Below are 20,729 nucleotides of genomic sequence, written 5' to 3'. Positions count from 1 at the left end.
ATGCCGCAAAGAGATGAAACTGTCGCGATTATCGGGTTCGGTATAATCGGCCAATCCTGGAGCATTTCCTTTGCCAGGGCTGGATTTAAGGTGCGGGTCTTTGACCCAGACCTTCCGGAGGATTGGTACCAGTTCCTAAAAGCAGCTCTCGATGATTTGAAAGAACTGGGGCTGCTGGAGGGACAGGAGCCGCAAGCGGTTTTAAGCCGGGTTTCCAGCGTACCGAGCATGCAGGATGCGGTTTGTGAGGCGATCTATGTCCAGGAGAACACACCGGAAGTCGCCTCAGTGAAATCCCGGGTGTTTGACGAACTGGATGCGCTCTGCCAGCCGGATGCGATCATTGCCAGCTCTACTTCTGCGCTGCTTCCTTCGCAATTCACAGAGAACCTGAAAGGAGCGGAGCGATGTCTGGTTGCCCACCCGCTCAATCCGCCCCATCTGATCCCGGCTGTTGAAATCGTACCCAACCCAGGAACAAGCGACCGCTCCATAAAGAAGACATGCGAGCTCATGCAGGCTATCGGGCAAAAACCGATCGTGGCGAAAGATGAGGTTCCGGGCTTCATTATGAACCGTCTTCAGGGGGCCATCCTGGATGAGGCTTTCTCACTCGTTGGCGATGGAGTGTGTACGGTGGATGATGTCGACCGGGCAGTTCGGGATGGTCTGGCGCGCCGGTGGGCTTTCATGGGGCCGTTCGAAACGATTGACCTGAATGCGCCGGGCGGCGTCGCCGGTTTCATGGACCGTTACGGCGAAGCCTATGCGAACATCGGGGAGGGGCGGCCCAACCGGAAAACATGGGACGGCCCGCTTCGGGATCAGGTCGTCCGCGCACGGCGCAACGCAATTTCGGAAGCGGACCTTATCAGCCGTCAGGAATGGCGGGACCGTCAGCTTGCGAACATCTCAGCTTTCTTCAACACAGACAGAACTTGATAGCCCATGACGCAGAAACGCAAAACAATCATCACCTGTGCTTTGACCGGCGCCATCCATACGCCGTCCATGTCACCGTACCTGCCAGTGACACCGGAAGAGATCATTGAAGAAGGCGTTCGGGCAGCCAAGGCTGGTGCCGCGATCTTGCATGTTCATGCCAGAAACCCTGTTACCGGACAGCCGGACCAGACAGTTGAAGGGTTTTCCAAGATCCTTCCTGAGCTGAAGCGGCGATCAGGTGCCGTCATCAATATTACGACCGGCGGCAGCCCGTTCATGTCGGTTGATGAACGGGTTCAGCCAGCAGCTGTTTTTAAACCGGAACTGGCCTCTTTGAATATGGGGTCGATCAATTTCGGCCTCTACCCAATGCTGGAAAGGTTCAAGGAATTTGACCACCAATGGGAGCGCGAGCACCTTGAAAACTCAAGAGACCTGGTCTTCCGCAACACCTATAAGGATATTGAGTTCGTCTTGAATACGTGCCGGGAAAACGGCACCCGGTTTGAGTTCGAATGCTATGATATCGGCCATCTTTATAACCTAACCCACATGGTGGCCCAGGGGCATGCCAGTGCTCCGCTGTTCGTCCAGTCCGTTTTTGGCCTTCTTGGCGGAATTGGAGCGCATCCGGAAGATGTGATGATGATGCGCCGGACCGCAGACCGTCTGCTGGGAGACCGCTATGTATGGTCTGTTCTAGGGGCAGGTGCCAACCAGATGAAGATCGGTGCCATGTCCGCAGCAATGGGTGGGCATATCCGTGTCGGGCTTGAAGACAGTCTTTGGGCCGGGCCGGGCCAGATGGCAAAGTCCAGCGCGGATCAGGTCGATAAGGCACGCCATCTGCTGGAGGGGTTGAGCCTGGAGCCGGCAACTCCGGACGAGGCCAGGGAGCTCCTTGACCTCAAAGGAGAAGACAAGGTGGAATTCTGATGGAAGTCTCAGTTGTTGCGGACATGAAACCGCTGCTCGGTGAAGGCCCGGTTTGGGACCCGGATACCGAACGCCTGTATTTCATCGACAGCTTGGGCAAGCGTATTTTTCGGTGCGCCGCTGACGGCAGGGACATGCAGACTTGGTCCGTCCCCTCTGAGATCGGGTCCATGGCCTTGAAACAGTCGGGTGGGGCTATCTTGGCTCTTCGTGACGGGTTCCATGATATGGACTTTGTGACGGGTGAAACCCGGCACATCGTCGATCCGGAGCCGGAGAGACCTGCGAACCGTTTGAATGACGGAAAGGTCGATCTAAAAGGCCGGTTCATCTGCGGGTCCATGGATACCGGCGAAGCTGCTCCCACCGGTTCCTTGTGGCGTCTGGATCCGGATCACACGCTGACCGAGCTTGACACCGGCATCATCTGTTCAAACGGACCTTGCTGGTCGCCGGATTGGAGTACGCTTTATTTCAGCGACAGTTTTTCCGGCAGCATCAGCGCTTATGACTATGAGGCCGAAACCGGTCAGGTTTCCAACAAACGTGAATTTGCCGCAGTTGATGGCTCACGCGGCGGGGCGCCGGATGGGGCGACGGTTGATGACGAAGGATATCTTTGGGGAGCAACGGTGTTTGATGGCCGAATTTTCCGGTATTCGCCGGACGGACAGGTGGATTGGGCGATTGAAATGCCCGTGGTGAAAATCACGAGCGTCGCGTTTGGTGGCCCCAATCTGGATCAGCTTTTTGTAACGTCTATGGCGGAGCCGCCACTGCCCAAATATCCTGGAGATGGCCCGTTGCGGGGATCTTTGTTCCGCATCGACGGGCTCGGGGTAAGGGGCCTTCCAGAACCAAAATTTGCAGGCTGACAAGGGGCACGCCATGTCTGATACACCAAAAACAGCAGTTATCACCGGCGCGGCTCAAGGAATCGGGGAAGCGGTCGCTTTGCGTCTTGCCGACGAGGGATTTCGAAAGTTTATCCTGATCGACCGCCAGGCGGACAAACTGACCGAAGTGAGTGATGCCCTTAAAAACAAGGGAGCGGAAGCAAAAAACCTCGTTCTGGACCTGACGGACATGTCCGCCCTGGATCAAGAGGTGACACGAGCGGTGCAAGAGGCCGGTCCGATCAATCTTCTGGTGAACGCTGCAGGCACCACGGCGCGAGGGGGATTGACGGACACCAGCCCGGAGACGTTTGACTTCATCTACAACCTGAATGTCCGGGCACCGTTTTTCATGATGCAGAAGGTCGCGCCGGCAATCGTCCAAGGCGGTGCAATCGTCAACATCACCTCCATGCTGGCTTACGGTGGGCCGCCGTTCCTCTTGGGATATTCTTCCAGCAAAGCCGCGCTGGTGGCTTTAACCCGCGGAGCGGCCAACACCCTGAAACGGGATCGCGTTCGTGTCTTTGGTATCAACCTCGGATGGACTCTGACACCAGCTGAACAGCAGGTCCAAACCAAGGTTCACGGCCTTGGAGACGACTGGGGCGATACCATCGGAGCCAAGCAGCCTTTTGGCCGCTTGCTGCTGCCAAGCGATCCGGCGGGCGTAATCGCGTTTCTGGCGTCCAAGGATGCGGCCATGATGACCGGTGCAATCATTGACCTGGACCAGTTTGTAGCCGGGACCGTTGATGACAATCCGGGTGCTGGGGCGTAACAATTCAAATTGCTATGCGAAACTACAACTTAGAAATCAACCACATCTGATATGAAACACATCTACTTACAATGAATTCTGGAGCCTTTTGACAAAGTCGCGTAGCCAGAAGCTTTGCTTCAATCACCATCGAAACCGGACATAGACCGAGCTTCGTTTCCCGTAGTGCTCACACATGTCACGCCAAGGCCGGTCGGCACATAGGACACGCAGATGCCGTCCGAATGAAGACGATAGTCTTGGGACCGGCGGGACGTTCAGCTTCGCTCTGAGGGAGGCAACGTTTAAATCAATTTGCTTTCTGCGTCTGAGAAATCACCGCGTGCCAAGATTGACTTGAATCTCAACTCAACTGATCTTGGAATCCACCTTGTCAGCAGATCCTAGGCAAATTGCCAATTCTGCTCAAAGGTTCCGATGCAATCCGTTGGTTTTCACTATGGCGCGGGGCGACGTCTTGGGAATTGAACGACGTTGCCGGTGGGTTCTTGCGGGCTCGGTTCGGGCTCTGGCCGTTTCGACAATCGGTCAAGGAGCCGTTGACCGATGACACCGGAAAGAACGCGCTTGGGAACGCTGTAGATCGGGCCGTGCCGTTGTTAAGGCATCTCAGCTGCCCCATCCTACCTTGAGAAGGCAGGCAAATTGGATACGCCAACAGACTTATCGGCACATCGATGCGTTGCCTTCAGCCGGATGAGATCCGCCCAAACCTGGCACTTCTCGAAAGGAGAAGAAGTTGAGGAAGTGACGATCACCGCCAGCTTGTTGGCCGACCAAGGCGACACCCTTGTGGAATATGCTGCTGCCGGAGCAGGCGTGGTTATGATGCCGGAATGGATCATGTCGGACCACCTGAAGTCCGGGCGACTGATCAAACTATTGCCGGACTGGTCACCGCCGAGCATCCCCTTGCACATCGTCTATGCTGCCAGCACGGCTGTTCCGCTGCGCATTCGACTGCTCACCGACTTCCTTCGCCGCACCATCCGCAGCCGGAACTTGCTGCCCCGCTAGTTGCATTTCCTGAAAAAGTATCCAACCTCACCGGCGCGGGAACTGGTCTTTAAGCGCCAGAAGTTCAGGTGTGCCTGGATTGGCTGAGAGAGCCTTTTGAAGGGTTGTCTGCGCCGAAGCAAAATCCTGCAAGCCAAGCTGAAGCCGAACAATAAACACCCAGGCCTGAACCAGCTGAGGATCAAGGATCGTGACTTCCTTGAATGCAGCGATTGCAGCTTGCCAGTTTCTCATCGTCAGGCTGGCTCCGCCGATGGCCATGTGTGTTTCTGGAAAGTCTGCCTTGGCGGCGAGTGATGACTGCCATTCCTTGGAAGCTCTTTGCGCATTTGCAACAGCTGTTTCTGGAAGGCGGATCCCTTGCAATCCAAGCAGCTGGCGTGCGGCCTCGATTCTGACGGCTTTCCGGGGATCTTCCAAAGCCGTGACTACCCGGTCCAGCCTTTGCGGCTCTGGGACACTTTCCTGAAGTTTGAGCGCGGCGGCCCGGACAATCGGATTGTCATCGCTTAAGAGGCTGGCGGCCGCTTCGGCCAGGCCCGGATCGCGGTAGTTGGACAACAAATCCAGTGCGGACGCCCGGACAATGGTCGGAAACGCCTCATGCTTCGCGATCTCCAAAAGATCATTCCGGGCAGCAGGTGTGCCGTTTCTAGCCGCATAAAACGTCTCACCGAAATGACGGCCTCTGTGAGGGCTGTCCGGGAACCGAACCTCCATTTCTTTTACCGCCCATTCAGCTGTTTGGTCTTCATGGCAATCCGTACAGGCGTTCGGTGTTCCGATTCTGGCGGAAAGGTCTGGCCTTGGAATCCGATAGGAGTGGTCCCGGCGATCGTCGATGCCCATGTAGGTGCGATCGATCATGTGACAGGAAACACATTGTGCGCCGTCTGTGTCCTGTGCGTGGAAATGATGGGTTGGGTTGTCGTAGTCCTTGAGGGCAAGCGTCGGAAAATCAGCATTGCCAGCAAGCGAGTGGCACTGGGTGCAAATCGCGTTGCCTTCAGCCTTTAGTGTTCCGCTATGGACATCGTGGCAATTGGAACAGCGCACGCCCTTTTGGTACATCTTGGACTGAAGGAAAGAGCCGTAGACATAGACCTCATCAAGGATCTGCCCGTCCGCGTGATAAAGGCCTTGTCGTAAAAGAGCCAGCCTATAGGCATCATGATAGGGTGTTCCGGGAAGCGGGTTGCCGTCCTCATAAGGCTCTCGTCTGGAATGACAGCCCGCGCATTGCTGGATTTCTGTTTCTGCGCTGTCCTTCGAGAAACCGACCAAAAGCCCGGTCTCGGTCATACCTGGAAACGGACTTTCGGATTTTGCAGTTCCGCCATTTGCCCAGGCGACATGCGCGTCTCCCGGCCCATGACAGGCTTCGCACCCAACGCCGACCTCGACTTGAGTACTGTGATATTGGCGATCCCGAATATCGTAGTTCTTTTCAAATCCTGTTGCATGGCACTCGGCGCACCGGCCGTTCCAGTTTTTGTACGACCTGCTCCAGTGAAATCCGTCTTCAGGCTTGAGCTCCTGATCTTCATAGATGTGGTACCAGGTCTTTTTTTTCTGATCCCAGGCGACATCAAGCGATTGCATTCGACCCGGTTCGGTCTCGATCAGGTATTGCTGAAGCGGATAAATGCCGCCTACCCCGACGACTTTCAGAACCTTGGGTGCATCTGAAATGTCCGTTGTTTCAATGAAATAGGTGCCATCTTCCTGAAAGAACTTGGTCGTGCGTCCCTTGTGGGTGAATTCCGCATCGTCGAAATCTCCATCTACCGTGACTTCGCTCGGTTCCATCCAGGCCTTTGCGTGGTGAGACTTTTGCCACGCGGCCGCTTCTGCCTCATGGCAACCGATGCATGTTTCGCTGCCTACATAGTCCGGATGTGCTGTGGTTTGCGCCGTGGCTGAAAACGCACCTGCCAGAAGAAACGAAAAACACAGACACAAACGTAAGATTTCATTCATGCAGGGTGATCCAACTGGCTGGCCGTCAAAGGGTAAAGTGGCTGTTCAAGATCGTGAATTCAGATGACGGTAGCATTTGAGGGCGCATAACTGAAAGTCCGGTTTGCATGGCTCCGCGGGAAATTTGATATTCGTTTGTCGCTGGTAATGAGCAACTTCCAGCCCAAAACGGCCGGTCAATCGGAGCATAACGGAAGTTCGCTTAGCGCCCAATTGGACGGATACTTCGTTCTCACGAGAGAGGAAAATAAGTTCATAAATTCAATGCCTTATCGGAATTCTGCGCATTATTCGTTGCTAAAGCCCCGGGAGCCACAGAGCGATTTCAGGAAACAGCACCAGCAGGGCAACCAACAGAAGCGAGCAGCCGATGAATGGGAAGGCCGACGTATAAATCGTGCGCATGGTTGTCCCGGGTGGAGAAACCCCCTTCATGACAAAAAGCAGGAGCCCAAAAGGCGGCGTGGTGAAGCTGATTTCCAGTGCCAATAGCATGATTAGGCCGAACCAAATCGGATCGTAACCAAGGTTCATGGCGAGCGGAAAGAAGATCGGCACAGTGAGAAGCATCATGGAGATTTGCTCCATGAACATACCGAGAAGCAACAAGACCGCGAACATCACCATCAACATAGCGATCGGAGCAAGCTCGAAGGAAATGGCCCAATTGACCAGCCCCCTGGAGGCGCCGGAAAAGGCCAGGAGCTGACTGAAAGTCGCCGATCCGAAGACGATCAGATAGGCCATCAGCGTAACTTTAAGCGCTCCGGTCACGGATTTGCGCATAGCTTCCCAAGTCAGGCAGCGGAAAATCGCTGCTAGAATCAAGACACCCAAGGCGCCGAAAGCAGCAGCTTCTGATGGCGTGACGAAGCCATTGATCATCAGGATGATAATCACCACCATCACACCGACCATCGGCACGACCTCCCGCAGGAGCAGGGAAATCTTGCTTAAAAAGGAGAGCGGCTCCACGTCATAGGCAGGCGCAGCGCTCGGGTCCAGCTTGGTTTGCAGCCAGATGGTCCCAATGTAAAAGCCGGCCAGGATAAGGCCGGGAACGACCCCGGCAATCAAGAGAGCGCCGACATCGATCTGAGCCAATGTGGCCAGGAGCACCGCCAGCGCTGAAGGCGGAATGATGATGGCAAGACCGCCCGTGCCCAGGATCGGGCCGATGCTCATGTGCGGCTTGTAGCCCCTCTGGTTCATTTCCGGCACCATGAGCGATCCGAGCAACGCCGTTGACCCCATCGAGGAGCCGGAGAGGGTCGAAAAGGCCGTGCCCCCCAAAACGGTGACATAACTCAACCGGCCGGAAAGCCGGCCGAGCAGCTTGTCGATCGCATTGAACATGCGTCCGCCAAGACCCGTGTGAAAGAAAATCTCACCCATCAAGAGAAACAGTGGGATCGGTACGAGCGCGAATTTGGTGAGCGACCCAAGTCCGTTGTTAAGCAGTTGACCAATACCGCGTTCGCCGCCCATGAAAACCCAAGCGCCAACAATGTTGGCCGCCAAAAACGCCAGGGCTACCGGCATGCCCATGGCCATGAGGAACACAATCACGCCCAACAGCAGGGCGAGAGCTTCGTACCATTCCATTACTCGTGTATCCCCGCTTCACCGGTATGCATCAGCTCCGAGCCGACGACAAAGCGCATAAATTCAGCTGCCATAAGGCCGAAGCTCAGCGGAAAGGTGATCGTAAGCAGCCAGCGGGGGTAGTAGTAGGCACGCGTGTCATAGTCGCCGCGCTCGATGTTCTTCAATAACAGCTCCAGCCCTTTCCAGGCTAGAATGACGCAGACAAGCACACAGGCAAGTGCCACCAATCGGCTGACAATGCGCCTTGGGCCGTCCGGTATGGCGGAAGTCACCAACTCGATGTGAACATGCCCCTTTTCGCGAACCAGCCACGGCGCTCCGAGCATGGTCATATACAAAAGCCCGTACTCGGAAGACGTAAACAGCCAGGCAAATGGCTGCAGACCCAGATTGCGCATCACGACCGAAATCACGACGGATACCATCAGCCACACGAGTGTGGCGCCTGCTACGATCGCCATGGCATCAATCAGAAATTTGTAAAACTTGGAAACAGCCGTCATGCATACGCCCCGGATCGGCAAATCAGGCCCGCCTGCCGGCGGGCCTGACTGTCTTGTTATTTTGCGGCATTCAGATCGTAAAAGAGTTCGATCAGCTTGTCATAGTTCCCAGTTCCGCCCGGTTGCTCAGCCATCAGGCCTTTCATCCGCTCCCAGGTCTTTTCGCGTGCCGCTGCCAGGTAGTTTGCCTTGGCTTCGCTTTCAAGCGAAATGGCGGTCATGCCGGCAGCATCCAGCGCAGCAAAATCCTCATCCCGCTTCGCGCGTAGCGCCGCCACGCTGTCCTTTTCGTGCTGAATGGCAACGTCCTGCAGGATTTTCTTGGATTCGTCAGACAGAGAATTCCATTTCTCAAGGTTGACGATGACACCCAGGTCCGTCGAGAAAAAGCAGGGTTCGATCCGGTAGTTCAGGAATTCGTTCCATTTCAGATCGATCAGACCGATTTGCGTCCAGCCGGTGGCATCAACAACTCCGCGCTGCAGGGCTGAGTAGACTTCCCCCGTCGGAAGGTCGATCACTTGAGCGCCAAGGTAGTTGGTGAAGAACGCGTTGTAGACGTTGTTGCCGCGCAGTTTCAGGCCTTCAACTTCCAGATTGCCGTTTGCGTCAAAGGTGGGCTCGTTGCGCGTCCAAAGATTGTAGCAAACACCGCTGTCAAACCAGCCGAGATACTTAAGCCCCATCTTTTCCTGATGGATCTGATCGATCAGCTCAGTACCGCCATTTCCGCGCGTTTCAACCGCCGTGAGGTTGGAGGCGACCATAGCATCTTTTTCCGGGAGAGCGCCGCCATAAAAAGAGCCCGGCGTATAGACCATGTCGACAATGCCGTCACGCACCGCGTCCGGCTGCTGGAACATGCCGATTGCTTCAGGACCACCGCGCACATCGATCTGCACCACGCCTTTGCCAGCCTCATTCACTTTATCGACGAAGGACAGGAAGCTCTTCGTGTAGATCAAAGTTTCAGGGAAAGCATGAACGGCAGACAGAGTATCTTCCGCCTGCGCCGATACGTTGAGCAGTGTTGATCCGGCAAGCAGGCCGGCCAGTATTAACCTCTTCATAGTCTCACTCCACTTTTCTGGCGGCCCTTGCCGCTCCCCTCCGGTTTCAGGAATTGTCCTGAGGCTTGCTGCTCCTGTTGGATCAAGAGCTCTTTGTCATTTGCGCGGGCAGCGCCCACGGTGCGCGTTGCATTAGGTTCTGCTTGTGTCGGTCTATGTCGGACTTATGGGCAAGGGTCAGATCGATGTCGTCCCAGCCGTTGATCAATTTGGTGCGCCAGCCTGAATCGAGATCAAATCCGATCAGCTGGTCACCAATCAGCAAGCTGCTCTTTTCAAGGCAAATCTCCGCAGAGAGCGCCTCATAAGCGAGAGCCTGAAACAACAGGTTCAACTCTTCTTCGCGGATCCGGGCAGGTAGAAGGCCATTGTTGATGGCATTGCTGGCAAATATGTCGCCAAAACTCGGCGCAAACACGGCCCTGATACCGGCATCAACCAGAGCATAGACAGCAGCTTCGCGCGACGAGCCGCTGCCGAAGTTTCGGCCCGCCACTAGGATGCTGGCATGATCATGACGGTTCAAAGGAAAGTCGGGACGGATTTCACGGGCTGTATCCCGGCGCAGATCATGCAGCAGAAACCGGCCGTAACCTTCACTTCTTGGCGTCGACATAAACCGCGAGGGGATCAATTGATCCGTATCGACATTGTGGATCGGCAGGGCCACGGCGTGCCCCTTATGCTGGCTCCAGCCGCTCATACCTTGCGTCCTTTCAAGAGCGGACGCACATCCGTGATCGCCCCAGTGACAGCCGCTGCGGCTACCATCGCCGGAGACATCAGGTGAGTGAGCGCGCCGGGACCCTGTCTGCCTCGGAAGTTGCGGTTGGTGGACGAAGCGCAGCGTTTGCCGGGCGAAACCAGATCACCATTCATGCCCACGCACATTGAACAACCGGAAGCGGCCCACTCCAGGCCTGCATCGAGAAAGATCCTGTCGAGCCCCTCTTCTTCAGCCTGCGCCTTGACGAGCGCCGAGCCGGGAGAAACCAGTCCGGAGACCTTTGCTTTGCGGCCGGAAAGGACTGCCGCCGCATGGCGCAAATCTTCAATCCGTCCGTTCGTACATGAGCCGATAAAAACCTGATCGACTGGCGTTCCCTCAATCCTGTGGCCGGCGGAAAGTCCCATGTATTCGAGTGCATCCCGCACCCCTTGCGCCTTGCCGTTTGCCAGCTGATTTGGATCAGGAATATCAGCGGTGACCGGGATCGCCTGTTCGGGGCTGGTGCCCCAAGTTACGGTCGGTGCGATATCCTCGGCACTTAAGAGAATGTCTTCGTCAAACGAAGCCGTTTCGTCGGTTTTCAGCTCCGCCCAGTGCTCCAGAGCAGCTTCCCAGTCGACCCCTTTTGGAGCGTATGGGCGGCCTTTCAAGTAGGCGTAGGTCGTTTCATCCGGCGCAATCAGACCGAAGCGTGCACCGCCCTCAATCGAGAGATTGCACAAGGTCATCCGGCCTTCCATGGAAAGGCTGCGAACTGTGCTGCCTGCATATTCAAGGGCATGTCCCTGGGCACCATCAGCACCAAGGCGCGCGATCCAATTGAGCGCAATGTCTTTGGCGCTGACACCCGGACCAAGTGTTCCCTCGATCCGTATGCGCATTGCGGTTGGCATCTTTTGCCAAATGGTCTGGGTCGCCAGAACATGCGCAACTTCAGTTGCACCAATACCGAACGCAAGTGCCCCGAATGCACCGTGGGTAGAAGTGTGGCTGTCACCGCAATTAACAAGGAGACCAGGCAGTGTCAGCCCCTGTTCGGGCCCAACAACATGGACAATGCCTTGGCCGGGATCTTGAAGGTCAAACAACCGCAAGCCATGCGCTTGGGCATTCTTGCGCAGAGTCTCAACCATGTATTTGATCTGCGGATCGGAAATTCGGTCGCGCCCCCGCGTCGGGGCATAATGGTCAACCACAGCAAAGGTCAGGTCGGGTTCGGCGACTGGTGCGCCTCTTGCCGCTATTTTCCCGAAAGCGTGGTGCGAGCCCTCGTGCACGAGATGCCGGTCTACCCACAAAAGGGATGCACCGTCCTCACGCCGCACGATTTCATGTGCGGACCAGAGCTTGTCAAGGAGGGTGCGCGGGGCCGTCATGCCGGCTCACCCGGCGGTTTGCCGATGGCCGGCTGCCAATGGCGTGCGCTGCCGTCGCCGACCCGTGTCAACGGCATTTCAAGACGGAACATATCCGGTCTGTAAAGCGCGGAGAGGTATTCTACGCCGTTGTCATTGACGTCGCGCACGACGCGGCGCAGGGAAAGCAAGGCTGAACCAACAGCCACGTCAAGAGCTTCTGCAACATCGGGTCCGGCAAGCGTGGCTGAAACGGACTGATGTGCATCCTTGATCTGGACACCGCTTAATTCCAAGAGCTTGAAAAGTGGCGTCGTCGCCAGATCGTTTTCTGAATAGTTTGCGGCAATGCCGGCAGGGACATAGGTGGTCAGATGCGAGAAAGGTGTTGCATCGGTGCTGCGGACCCGGGTTGCGATCTGGACTTGTTCTTTCGGTTCCAGCTGCAGGGCACTGGTAACGAACTCCGGCGCCGCACCATAAGAAAAGGACAACAGACGCGCTGTAGTGGTCTGCCCCATCTCGACGAGCTGCGGCATCAAGGTGGCCAGGTTCATGGCCATTGGTTGTCCGGCTTGGCCGGAGGTGCGGACTGTTGTGCCGCTACCTGCGCGCCGCACGACAAGATTGGCGGCAGCCAATGCATCCAGTGCCCGTCGGATCGTGACGCGGGAGACACCGAAAATTTCCGCCAGCTTTTGCTCCGGCGGCAGGCTGTCCCCGTCTTCCAGGCGGCCATCAGAAATCTGATCGCGCAGAGAAAGATAAACCTGTCTTGCCTTCGCACCTTCCGGAAGCAGCGATTTTTCGGGCTTGCTCACGCTGGAAATACCTCCCTATTCCGCACTCAATGTTATCGCCGTCGTCAAAAAGATCAAGCATCTGTACAAAAAATTTGTCTTTTTTGGTATTACCAACATATAAAAAGCTGTATTATAGAAAATACAATTTTGGGAGGGCGGTATGCCAATCGTCGAACTGCATCTACTGCAGGGATATGGGGCCGAGGACAAACGCCGACTGCATGAAGGCCTGACAAATGCCGTCCGCCTGGTGGTACCTGCTGCGCCTGAGGCCATCACTGTCATGATCCACGAAATGGAGCCGGCGAACTATTCCCGTGGCGGCATTCACCGGACAGGTGCCGCTGCGCATACAAATCCGGCAGAGATCGTGAAAGATTTCTTGGGCACCATGGAAGCGCGGGATCTTGAGAGCGCGCGTGCGTTCTTGAGTGAGGACTTTTTCATGCAGTTTCCCGGCGCGCCGCCGATGTACACACTGGAGGAATTGATTGCCTGGGCAGGCCCTCGCTACCGGTTTGTCAAAAAGGCGTATCAAGGCTTTGACGTCCTGCAAGACACCGGCCCCGCGGCGCTGGTTTATTGCCGTGGCACCCTATCTGGAGAATGGCCCGACGGTACCCCGTTTGATGGCATTCGATTTATCGACCGCTTCGAAATCGAGACTGGCAAGATCACGCGCCAAGACGTGTGGAACGATCTTGCGGAGGTGAAGGCAATAGTATGAGCGAGATAGATCCCATTACCCTGTCGGTCCTGTCTGGCCGCATGGAGCAGATTGCCGATGAAATGGACGCTACGCTGTTTCGCGCGGCCTTCAATCCGATCATCGCCGAAGCCCACGACGCCAGCCATGGGCTCTACCATGCCGGCAGCGGTGATACGCTGGTTCAAGGCAAATCCGGATTGCCGATTTTTGTCGGTGTGATGTCTTTTGCCGTCAAGGCGGTGATTGAAAAGGTTGCAGCTGACGGAGATTTGGCCGACGGAGACATCTTCATCTTCAACGATGCGCACATTGGCGGCACCCATCTTTCCGACATGCGTCTCGTCCGGCCCTATTTTCGGGATGGAAAGCTATTTTGTTATCTTGCTTCCGTTGGCCATTGGCATGATGTTGGCGGCGCCGTGCCTGGGAACTACAACCCTGCAGCCACGGAAGTCTTTCAGGAAGCTTTTGTGCTACCGCCGGTCCGGCTGGCCCGTGCAGGCACCATCAACCAGGATATTATCGACATTCTCTTGCGCAATACGCGCCTGCCACAATCTGCCAGGGGCGATCTAAACGGCCAGCTGGGAGCCCTCGATCTCGGCGTCCGGCGCATGGATGAACTGCTGGATGAATATGGTGCACCGACAGTGCGCTCCGCCCTCGATGCGCTGGGACATCGGGCGGAAGCATTAATGCGGGCCGAGCTATCTGATCTGCCGGATGGACGCTGGGAAGCGGAAGATTTTCTCGACAATGATGGCATTACGGATGAACCGCTCGCCATTCGGGTGGCGCTTGAAATCAAGGGCGACCGCATGACCCTCGACTTCACAGGATCTGCTCCCCAATGCGCCGGACCCGTGAACATTGCGCTGCCGACAACAGTCGCAACGGCCTATGTCGCCATCAAACATATCTTTCCAGATTTGCCGGCCAATGCCGGTGTCATGCGCCCAATCGCTGTCGAGGTGCCGGAAGGGTCTCTCTTGTCGGCAGAGTTTCCAAGTCCCACGGGCGGCTACACGGAGACAATCCTGCGCATGATCGATGTCATCTTCTCAGCCTTTGCAAAGGCGGCGCCGGACCGCGTCGTCGCCAACGCTTACGGCACCATCAACGCGCTGTCGATCGCAGGCAAACGCAGTGACGGCAAACCCTGGGTGATGTTCAGTTTCTACGGCGGGGGGCATGGTGGCTCTCCCGAAAGCGATGGTCTCAACCATGGCAATGCACCGATTTCGACGGCGACCATCCCTCCGATGGAGATCCTTGAAGCCGCTTATCCGGTGATGTTCCGCAAATGGGCACTGCGCCCGGACAGCGCTGGAGCAGGCAAACATCGCGGCGGCATGGGCGCGGTCTACGAGATCGAAGTTCTGGAAGAAAACGGCGCGGAGGCATTTTTGTTTGGTGAACGCGGACGCTTTGCTCCCAAGGGGATTGCGAACGGCCAGGACGGTGCGCTCAACCGGTTTTCCTTCGAGCAGGATGACGGCTGGCAGACGCCACCCCTCGCATCCAAAATGCGCGGCATTAAATTGCAGCAGGGTCAGGCGGTTCGTCTGGAAACGCCTGGAGGCGGCGGTTACGGCAATGCGGAGGAGCGCTCAGCTACTGACATTGCCCGGGACGTGGCCCGCGGGCTTGTTGAAGCGGAGGCGGCCGACCGGATCTATGGACGCACATGGCGGGAGGCCTCCTCATGAGCAGGCGCATGGTTGGCGTTGATGTCGGCGGCACATTTACCGACATATTCGTACTCAACGAGGAAGACGGAACTGCATCTGTCGCCAAGGTGCCGACAACGCGTCCGGACCAATCGGGCGGATTTCTGGACGGGATTTCGCAACGGGTTCCAGATCTTTCGGAAATCTCCGTTGTGGTACATGGCACGACCGCCGGCACCAACGCGCTGTTGGAGCGAAAAGGTGCAATAACTGGGGTTATCTGCACTGAAGGCCTGCGCGATGTCCTGGAAATGCGCCGCAGGGACCGGCCGCGCACTTGGGGCCTCAGGGGCGATTTCGAGCCGGTAGTTGACCGGCGCAACCGGTTGGAAGTGCCTGAACGTACATTGGCCGACGGCACAATCCGTACACCCGTTGATCTTGAAGCTGTGCGCGCGGCGGCCAGGCAGCTCCAGGCACAGGGCTGTGATGCGATCGCGATCCTTTTTGCCAACGCTTACGCCAATCCGGAAAACGAAGCTGCAGCCGTCACAGCCGTACGCGAGATCTGGCATAACCCGCATGTGTCGGCATCTTCGGAGATTCTGCCTGAAATCCGCGAGTTTGAACGGTTTTCAACGACTGCACTCAACGCCTATCTTCAGCCGGAGGTCTCCGGATACCTGGACCGGCTCGAGCGTGCGCTGACCTCAGGCGGTTTTGACGGCGAGTTCATGATTGTGCAGTCCAATGGCGGTGTCATGGCGGTCGACACGGCCTGCCGTCTCCCGGTCCGCACAGCACTGTCAGGCCCGGCTGCAGGCGTGATCGCGGCCGGTTACATTGCGTCTTCGGCAGGCTTTGACAATGTGATCACCGGTGACATGGGCGGGACGAGTTTCGATGTCTCGCTCATTTCGGACGGCCACTCGATGCTGTCGCCGCAAACCGCTATCGATTTCGGCATGGTGGTGCGCACGCCAATGATCGAAATCACCACAATTGGTGCAGGTGGTGGGTCCATCGCCTGGGTTGATAAGGGTGGGCTTTTGAACATTGGCCCGGAAAGCGCCGGATCGAACCCCGGGCCAGTCGCTTATGGATTGGGGAACACCCGCCCGACTGTGACGGATGCCAATGTCGTCCTCGGCCGCATCGATCCGGACAATCCGATCGGCGGAAAACTTGAAAGGCTCGATGTGGAGGCTGCTTCTGAGGCGATCGATCAGCATGTCGGCCAACCTCTCGGCCTGAACACCATCCAGGCGGCTGAGGCCATTCTGCGGGTGGCCAATTCCCGAATGGCCGGAGCGATCCGCCTTGTCAGTATTGAGCGAGGTTTTGATCCAAAACGCTTTGCCTTCATGCCGTTTGGCGGTGGTGGCGCGCTGCATGCAGGTGCCATGCTCAAGGATGTCGGCATCGCCCGCGCCATTGTTCCCCGTTATCCCGGTGTTACCTCAGCGATGGGCTGTGTCATTGCGGACATGCGCCAGGATTTTGTCCAGACCATCAATTCATTGGTAGACCAACTGGATGTTGTCGCGCTCACAGCTTTCATGCAGATCCATGTCGACCAAGGGCTGGCAATGCTCGATGCGGCTCGGACCCGCTTCGACAGCCGCACGCTTAGTTTTGAACTGGACATGGCCTATGTCGGCCAGACGCATACAGTCTCTGTGCCGCTAACAATCCGAACGGAAAAAGACAAAGTTCTTCCGCCAACCACAGCGGAGATTGAAGCGGCCTTCGATGCAGCCTACGAAGCGGCTTTCGGACGGCTACTGGAAAACGGTGTCCGGCGTGTCTTGAACCTGCGCAGCGCGGTGACAGGACTTCGGCCAAAATTCGATCTGCGAGCCCTTGCGCCAACTGGCACGGAAGACCCGCAGCCCCGAACAAAACGAAACGTCCATTTTGGAGACGAATGGCACGAGACCGCGATTTACGACCGGCTCGCGCTGCCTGTGGGAACCGTCGTTCAGGGACCCGCAATCTTGGAACAACCGGATACGACCGTGCTCGTTGAACCAGACCTGCAAGCGCGTGTCGACGCCTTTGGCAATACCATCATCGAACCTTCGGAGGGCGCGTCATGAGCGAGCCGAACACGTGGGACTTGTCCAGGACGGCGCTCCTGACGATCGATCTTCAAAACGACTTCATTCATCCAGAAGGTGCTTATGGCCGGGCCGGACAGCGTGCAGATAGCATTGCCGCATTGCCGGAGCGTATAGCGCCGTTGGTCGCTGCCATTCGGCAACGCGGCGGACACTATGTTTCAGCCCAATTTACGCTGGTTCCCGACGCCGGCGGCGAGCCGCTGATTGCGCCGCATCTGAAAAAGCTGCGTCCCTTTCTGGGTAAAGGAGATTTCGCACCGGGCAGTTTCGGCAACACTCTGGTCGACGTTCTGTATCCGGCCGATTTTGTGGTCGAGAAAGTGGCCTATTCCGCCTTCTATCAGACGCGTCTTGAATACATCATGCGCGCTGTCGGCATCGACAATCTGATCGTCGGCGGTATCGTGACCAATGGCGGCGTGGCTTCCACATTGCGCGATGCCCATTTACGCAACATTGACACGGTCCTCCTGACAGACGGCACTGCGGCCTTCAATCAGGATGTCCACGACGCAACATTGGTGTCGCTGGCAACGGTTACCCGTGAGATGAGTTGCCAGGACGTACTGGCCTGGCTGGAGGCAACATTATGAGCCTGAAACAACGCCTTCAAAAGAAAGACATTCTGATCGCCCCAGGGGTCTATGATGGATTGACCGCGTCCTTGGCGACCGCGGCAGGCTTCGAAGCTCTTTATCTAAGCGGTGCAGCGGTTGCCTATACACGTCTTGGACGGCCCGACATCGGCCTGACCTCGGTGACGGAAATGACTGACACCATGGCGCTGATCGCTGACCGCTCCGAATTGCCGGTCATCATTGATGCGGACACCGGTTTCGGCAATGCACTCAACGCGCAGCGCACCATGCGCCTTTATGAGCGGGCCGGAGCTTCAGCGCTTCAGGTCGAGGATCAAACCTACCCTAAGCGTTGCGGACACCTGTCGGACAAATCGCTAATCCCTGCAGAGGAAATGGCGGGCAAGGTTCGGGCGATGGCCGATGCGCGCCGTTCGGGCGAAACTCTGATCATTGCTCGAACGGATGCTATTGCCGTTGAAGGATTTCAGGCAGCTATTGACCGTGCCGAAACCTACCTGGAAGCGGGCGCTGACGTCCTTTTCATCGAAGCTCCGCAATCGCGGGAGCAGCTTTCGGATATCGCCGGGCGTTTTGAGGGGCGCGTTCCGCTTCTGGCCAATATGGTCGAAGGGGGTGCAACACCGATTACGGGCGCGGACGACCTGGAAGAGCAGGGCTATTCCATCGTCATTTTCCCAGGCGGCATCGTACGCGCCCTGGCCCGTACCGCTCAAGATTATTATCAGAGCCTGCACCAGCATGGCAGCAACCGGCCCTTTGCCGACAGGATGTTCGACTTCAATGGTTTGAATGGCGTGATCGGAACGGCGGACATGCTTGCCAAGGGCGTTGCCTATGACCGCAATGAAACCTGACGTTGTTCCTGCGCCTGACGCCTTCGACCTAACCTGTGAAACCCTGATTATCGGTGCGGGAGCCGGCGGTTTGGTGGCGGCGCTTGCGGCCCATGAAGCCGGTCAGTCGGTGCTGGTGATTGAGGCCGACCCAGTGCCGCAAGGATCGACCGCCCTTTCCGCCGGGTTGATCCCGGCCGCGGGAACAAAAGCTCAGGCTGTTGCCGGAATTGACGATGAAGCGGTGCTGTTCGCAGCTGACATTCAGACCAAGGCTGACAACGAAAACGAGCAAGCGTTGGTCGACCGTTTGGCCAATGCGTCAGGTCCGGTCATTGACTGGCTGACGGAAACTTTCGGAATGCCGTTTTCGGTGGTGTCCAATTTTGATTATCCTGGCCACAGCCGCAGGCGCATGCACGGCCTGCCGACACGGTCGGGAGCGGAGTTGATCGACAGGTTGCGGGCAACATGCGAAAGCACCGGGATAGACATCATTTGTGAGCGCCGAGCCCATCGTTTGTTTTTGGAAGGTGACCGCGTTTCCGGTGTTGCTGTTACGCGACCAGATGGCGGCGTTGAGACAATCGGCTGTCACAAGCTCGTTCTGGCTTGCAACGGTTTTGGCGGAAACAGGGACCTGGTACATCAATTCATGCCGGAGATCGAAAACGGTGTTTGGTTCGGGCATGACGGCAACCGAGGTGAAGCACTGCTTTGGGGGCATGAGATCGGTGCCGATCTTCAACACCTGAACGCCTATCAGGGACACGGAAACGTCGCACATCCCCATGGCATCCTGATCACCTGGGCGGTCATCATGGAGGGGGGAGTCCAGGTCAACTGTGAGGGCCGGCGTTTCTGGAATGAGACCAAAGGGTATTCTGAAGCCGCACGTGCGGTCCTTTCCCAGCCGAGGGGCGAGGCCTATGCCATTTTCGATGGCCGTATCGCCGAAATTGCCCGGCAGTTTGAGGATTTCAAACAGGCCGAAACTGCCACTGCCATCAAGGTATCGGCAACACTCGAAGGTCTGGCAGGAGAGCTCGGCTTGCCGGTTGGCCCGTTCGTGGAGACCATGAACACCATTCCAGAAGACGGCCCAGATGCTTTCGGCCGCACCTTCAAAAGCCCAGCCTTGAAAACACCTTACTTTGGTGTCCGCGTAACCGGCGCGTTGTTTCACACGCAAGGTGGACTTCGAACGGGCAAAGATGCTCGTGTTTATCGCACCGACAGTACGGTGTTCCCCAACCTCTACGCCTGCGGCGGGGCTGCGTGCGGTGTTTCAGGCAGCGGAGACAGCGGCTATCTCTCCGGCAATGGCCTTCTGAGCGCGGTCGTCTTGGGCAAGCTCGCCGGAGAAGCGCCGTTGGACTAGCGCAACTTGCCTCCGTCAAGTAGCGAACTCTTTATCAAACGCTGTGGGTCGTGGCCTAGCGTGTGCTCGAATTGGCGGAAAGTCTACTTATAAAACTTCAATCAGGAAGCTTGTCTGCCAATACGCTGTTTACGCCGGGCAGGTCTCCTGTGAACCGCAAGTCGGCTTCACGACCTAATAGCATAAACTTCGGATCCCACCACTACATCAAAATCGGTCGTATTTGTTCCAGAGCATTCTTTTCAATGCATGAAACGATCTCATCACTGGCGCCAAGAAATCGTTACTTCGTTTGGTCTTGCTCGGGCGTTAATTAATCGCCTCAATTAGATGGCATCTAGAGTTTCCGGGCGCCAACGATTGTAGCGTAGTCGGATTAAAAGGGATTGTTAGCGTGGAAGTCATGCATCCATTTTCCGGAGAGCGACAATCACGACCTGTCGCCTCGGGCGTCAGACAAAGCCAAGGCTAACTTCGAGGGGCTCATGCCTGAAACCGCCGAGTGTGGTACTCGAGCCTGAAACTACAATGATCTGGGCATAATAGTAATCATGCAAGCCAACAGATAGTTGCGGTGCGGCGAATAGATTCAATATCGCCCCCACATGGAATTCCGTACCACTTCGATGGGGCAGGTTTTTCGTGTTGATCATGATGCCCGGAGCAATGAAAGCCTATGTTTTCATTCCCCGTTTGATGCCAGAGCGTGTTGGCGAGCAGAAATCCAGGAGCCGGGGAGCTGCAAGGGTGATGTCATATGTGACCCTCGAAGGTAGTGGCTGAACCT

At 56.7% G+C, this 20,729-nt stretch carries 18 protein-coding genes; 11 read left to right on the top strand and 7 right to left on the bottom strand.

The features are described 5' to 3' along the window. From ACOOFE_RS22960 to ACOOFE_RS22940, 5 genes are all read left to right on the top strand, one after another. On the top strand, window positions 1–942 hold the full coding sequence (locus tag ACOOFE_RS22960) for a 3-hydroxyacyl-CoA dehydrogenase (RefSeq protein WP_420412201.1): 942 nt from the start codon (window positions 1–3) through the stop codon (window positions 940–942). 6 nt (window positions 943–948) lie between these two features. Next, window positions 949–1,881, top strand: a complete 933-nt coding sequence (locus ACOOFE_RS22955) for a 3-keto-5-aminohexanoate cleavage protein (RefSeq protein ID WP_420412200.1) — start codon at window positions 949–951, stop codon at window positions 1,879–1,881. Next, complete coding sequence (locus ACOOFE_RS22950) at window positions 1,881–2,756, top strand: SMP-30/gluconolactonase/LRE family protein (protein ID WP_420412199.1); 876 nt, start codon at window positions 1,881–1,883, stop codon at window positions 2,754–2,756. The genes ACOOFE_RS22955 and ACOOFE_RS22950 overlap by 1 nt, the downstream gene beginning before the upstream one ends. A 13-nt stretch (window positions 2,757–2,769) precedes the next feature. Then, window positions 2,770–3,558, top strand: a complete 789-nt coding sequence (locus ACOOFE_RS22945; RefSeq protein WP_420412198.1) for an oxidoreductase — start codon at window positions 2,770–2,772, stop codon at window positions 3,556–3,558. Between the two features lie 645 nt (window positions 3,559–4,203). Then, window positions 4,204–4,575, top strand: coding sequence for a LysR substrate-binding domain-containing protein (locus tag ACOOFE_RS22940; RefSeq protein ID WP_420412197.1), 372 nt, complete (start codon window positions 4,204–4,206; stop codon window positions 4,573–4,575). A gap of 27 nt (window positions 4,576–4,602) precedes the next feature. On the opposite strand, the gene ACOOFE_RS22935 is transcribed toward ACOOFE_RS22940, so the two are convergent. From ACOOFE_RS22935 to ACOOFE_RS22905, 7 genes are all read right to left on the bottom strand, one after another. Next, window positions 4,603–6,555 (bottom strand): multiheme c-type cytochrome, encoded by a 1,953-nt coding sequence (locus ACOOFE_RS22935; RefSeq protein WP_420412196.1) that lies wholly within the window; start codon window positions 6,553–6,555, stop codon window positions 4,603–4,605. Window positions 6,556–6,852: 297 nt separating this feature from the next. Beyond that, a complete protein-coding gene (locus ACOOFE_RS22930; protein WP_420412195.1) occupies window positions 6,853–8,160 on the bottom strand; it encodes a TRAP transporter large permease in 1,308 nt (435 codons plus the stop codon). Then, a complete protein-coding gene (locus tag ACOOFE_RS22925; protein ID WP_420412194.1) occupies window positions 8,160–8,666 on the bottom strand; it encodes a TRAP transporter small permease in 507 nt (168 codons plus the stop codon). Before ACOOFE_RS22925 ends, ACOOFE_RS22930 begins: the two co-directional genes overlap by 1 nt. A gap of 56 nt (window positions 8,667–8,722) precedes the next feature. Further along, on the bottom strand, window positions 8,723–9,736 hold the full coding sequence (gene dctP / locus ACOOFE_RS22920; RefSeq protein ID WP_420412193.1) for a TRAP transporter substrate-binding protein DctP: 1,014 nt from the start codon (window positions 9,734–9,736) through the stop codon (window positions 8,723–8,725). 82 nt (window positions 9,737–9,818) lie between these two features. Then, on the bottom strand, window positions 9,819–10,439 hold the full coding sequence (leuD, locus tag ACOOFE_RS22915; RefSeq protein ID WP_141188030.1) for a 3-isopropylmalate dehydratase small subunit: 621 nt from the start codon (window positions 10,437–10,439) through the stop codon (window positions 9,819–9,821). Further along, complete coding sequence (gene leuC, locus ACOOFE_RS22910; RefSeq protein WP_420412192.1) at window positions 10,436–11,842, bottom strand: 3-isopropylmalate dehydratase large subunit; 1,407 nt, start codon at window positions 11,840–11,842, stop codon at window positions 10,436–10,438. The genes leuD and leuC overlap by 4 nt, the downstream gene beginning before the upstream one ends. Continuing rightward, the gene (locus ACOOFE_RS22905) at window positions 11,839–12,642 is read right to left on the bottom strand and encodes a GntR family transcriptional regulator (RefSeq protein WP_420412191.1); all 804 of its coding nucleotides are present in this window, start codon (window positions 12,640–12,642) and stop codon (window positions 11,839–11,841) included. The genes leuC and ACOOFE_RS22905 overlap by 4 nt, the downstream gene beginning before the upstream one ends. 142 nt (window positions 12,643–12,784) lie before the next feature. Between ACOOFE_RS22905 and ACOOFE_RS22900 the strand changes: the two genes are divergently transcribed. Genes ACOOFE_RS22900 through ACOOFE_RS22875 form a run of 6 tightly spaced genes read left to right on the top strand, consistent with a single transcriptional unit; the run spans window position 12,785 to window position 19,942 of the window. Next, window positions 12,785–13,351 (top strand): tautomerase family protein, encoded by a 567-nt coding sequence (locus ACOOFE_RS22900; protein ID WP_420412190.1) that lies wholly within the window; start codon window positions 12,785–12,787, stop codon window positions 13,349–13,351. Further along, window positions 13,348–15,042 (top strand): hydantoinase B/oxoprolinase family protein, encoded by a 1,695-nt coding sequence (locus ACOOFE_RS22895; RefSeq protein ID WP_420412189.1) that lies wholly within the window; start codon window positions 13,348–13,350, stop codon window positions 15,040–15,042. Before ACOOFE_RS22900 ends, ACOOFE_RS22895 begins: the two co-directional genes overlap by 4 nt. Then, complete coding sequence (locus ACOOFE_RS22890; protein ID WP_420412188.1) at window positions 15,039–17,102, top strand: hydantoinase/oxoprolinase family protein; 2,064 nt, start codon at window positions 15,039–15,041, stop codon at window positions 17,100–17,102. The genes ACOOFE_RS22895 and ACOOFE_RS22890 overlap by 4 nt, the downstream gene beginning before the upstream one ends. Further along, window positions 17,099–17,719: a cysteine hydrolase family protein gene (locus ACOOFE_RS22885; RefSeq protein ID WP_420412187.1), complete on the top strand. Its 621-nt coding sequence runs from the start codon at window positions 17,099–17,101 to the stop codon at window positions 17,717–17,719. The genes ACOOFE_RS22890 and ACOOFE_RS22885 overlap by 4 nt, the downstream gene beginning before the upstream one ends. Continuing rightward, entirely contained in the window at window positions 17,716–18,582 is an 867-nt protein-coding gene (locus ACOOFE_RS22880; protein WP_420412186.1) for an isocitrate lyase/PEP mutase family protein, read from the top strand. Before ACOOFE_RS22885 ends, ACOOFE_RS22880 begins: the two co-directional genes overlap by 4 nt. After that, window positions 18,563–19,942, top strand: a complete 1,380-nt coding sequence (locus tag ACOOFE_RS22875; RefSeq protein ID WP_420412185.1) for an FAD-dependent oxidoreductase — start codon at window positions 18,563–18,565, stop codon at window positions 19,940–19,942. The genes ACOOFE_RS22880 and ACOOFE_RS22875 overlap by 20 nt, the downstream gene beginning before the upstream one ends. Window positions 19,943–20,729 lie beyond the last annotated feature (787 nt).

This window comes from Roseibium sp. (assembly GCF_965216085.1).
Taxonomy (GTDB): domain Bacteria; phylum Pseudomonadota; class Alphaproteobacteria; order Rhizobiales; family Stappiaceae; genus Roseibium.
This window is presented reverse-complemented; position numbering and strand designations above follow the sequence as displayed.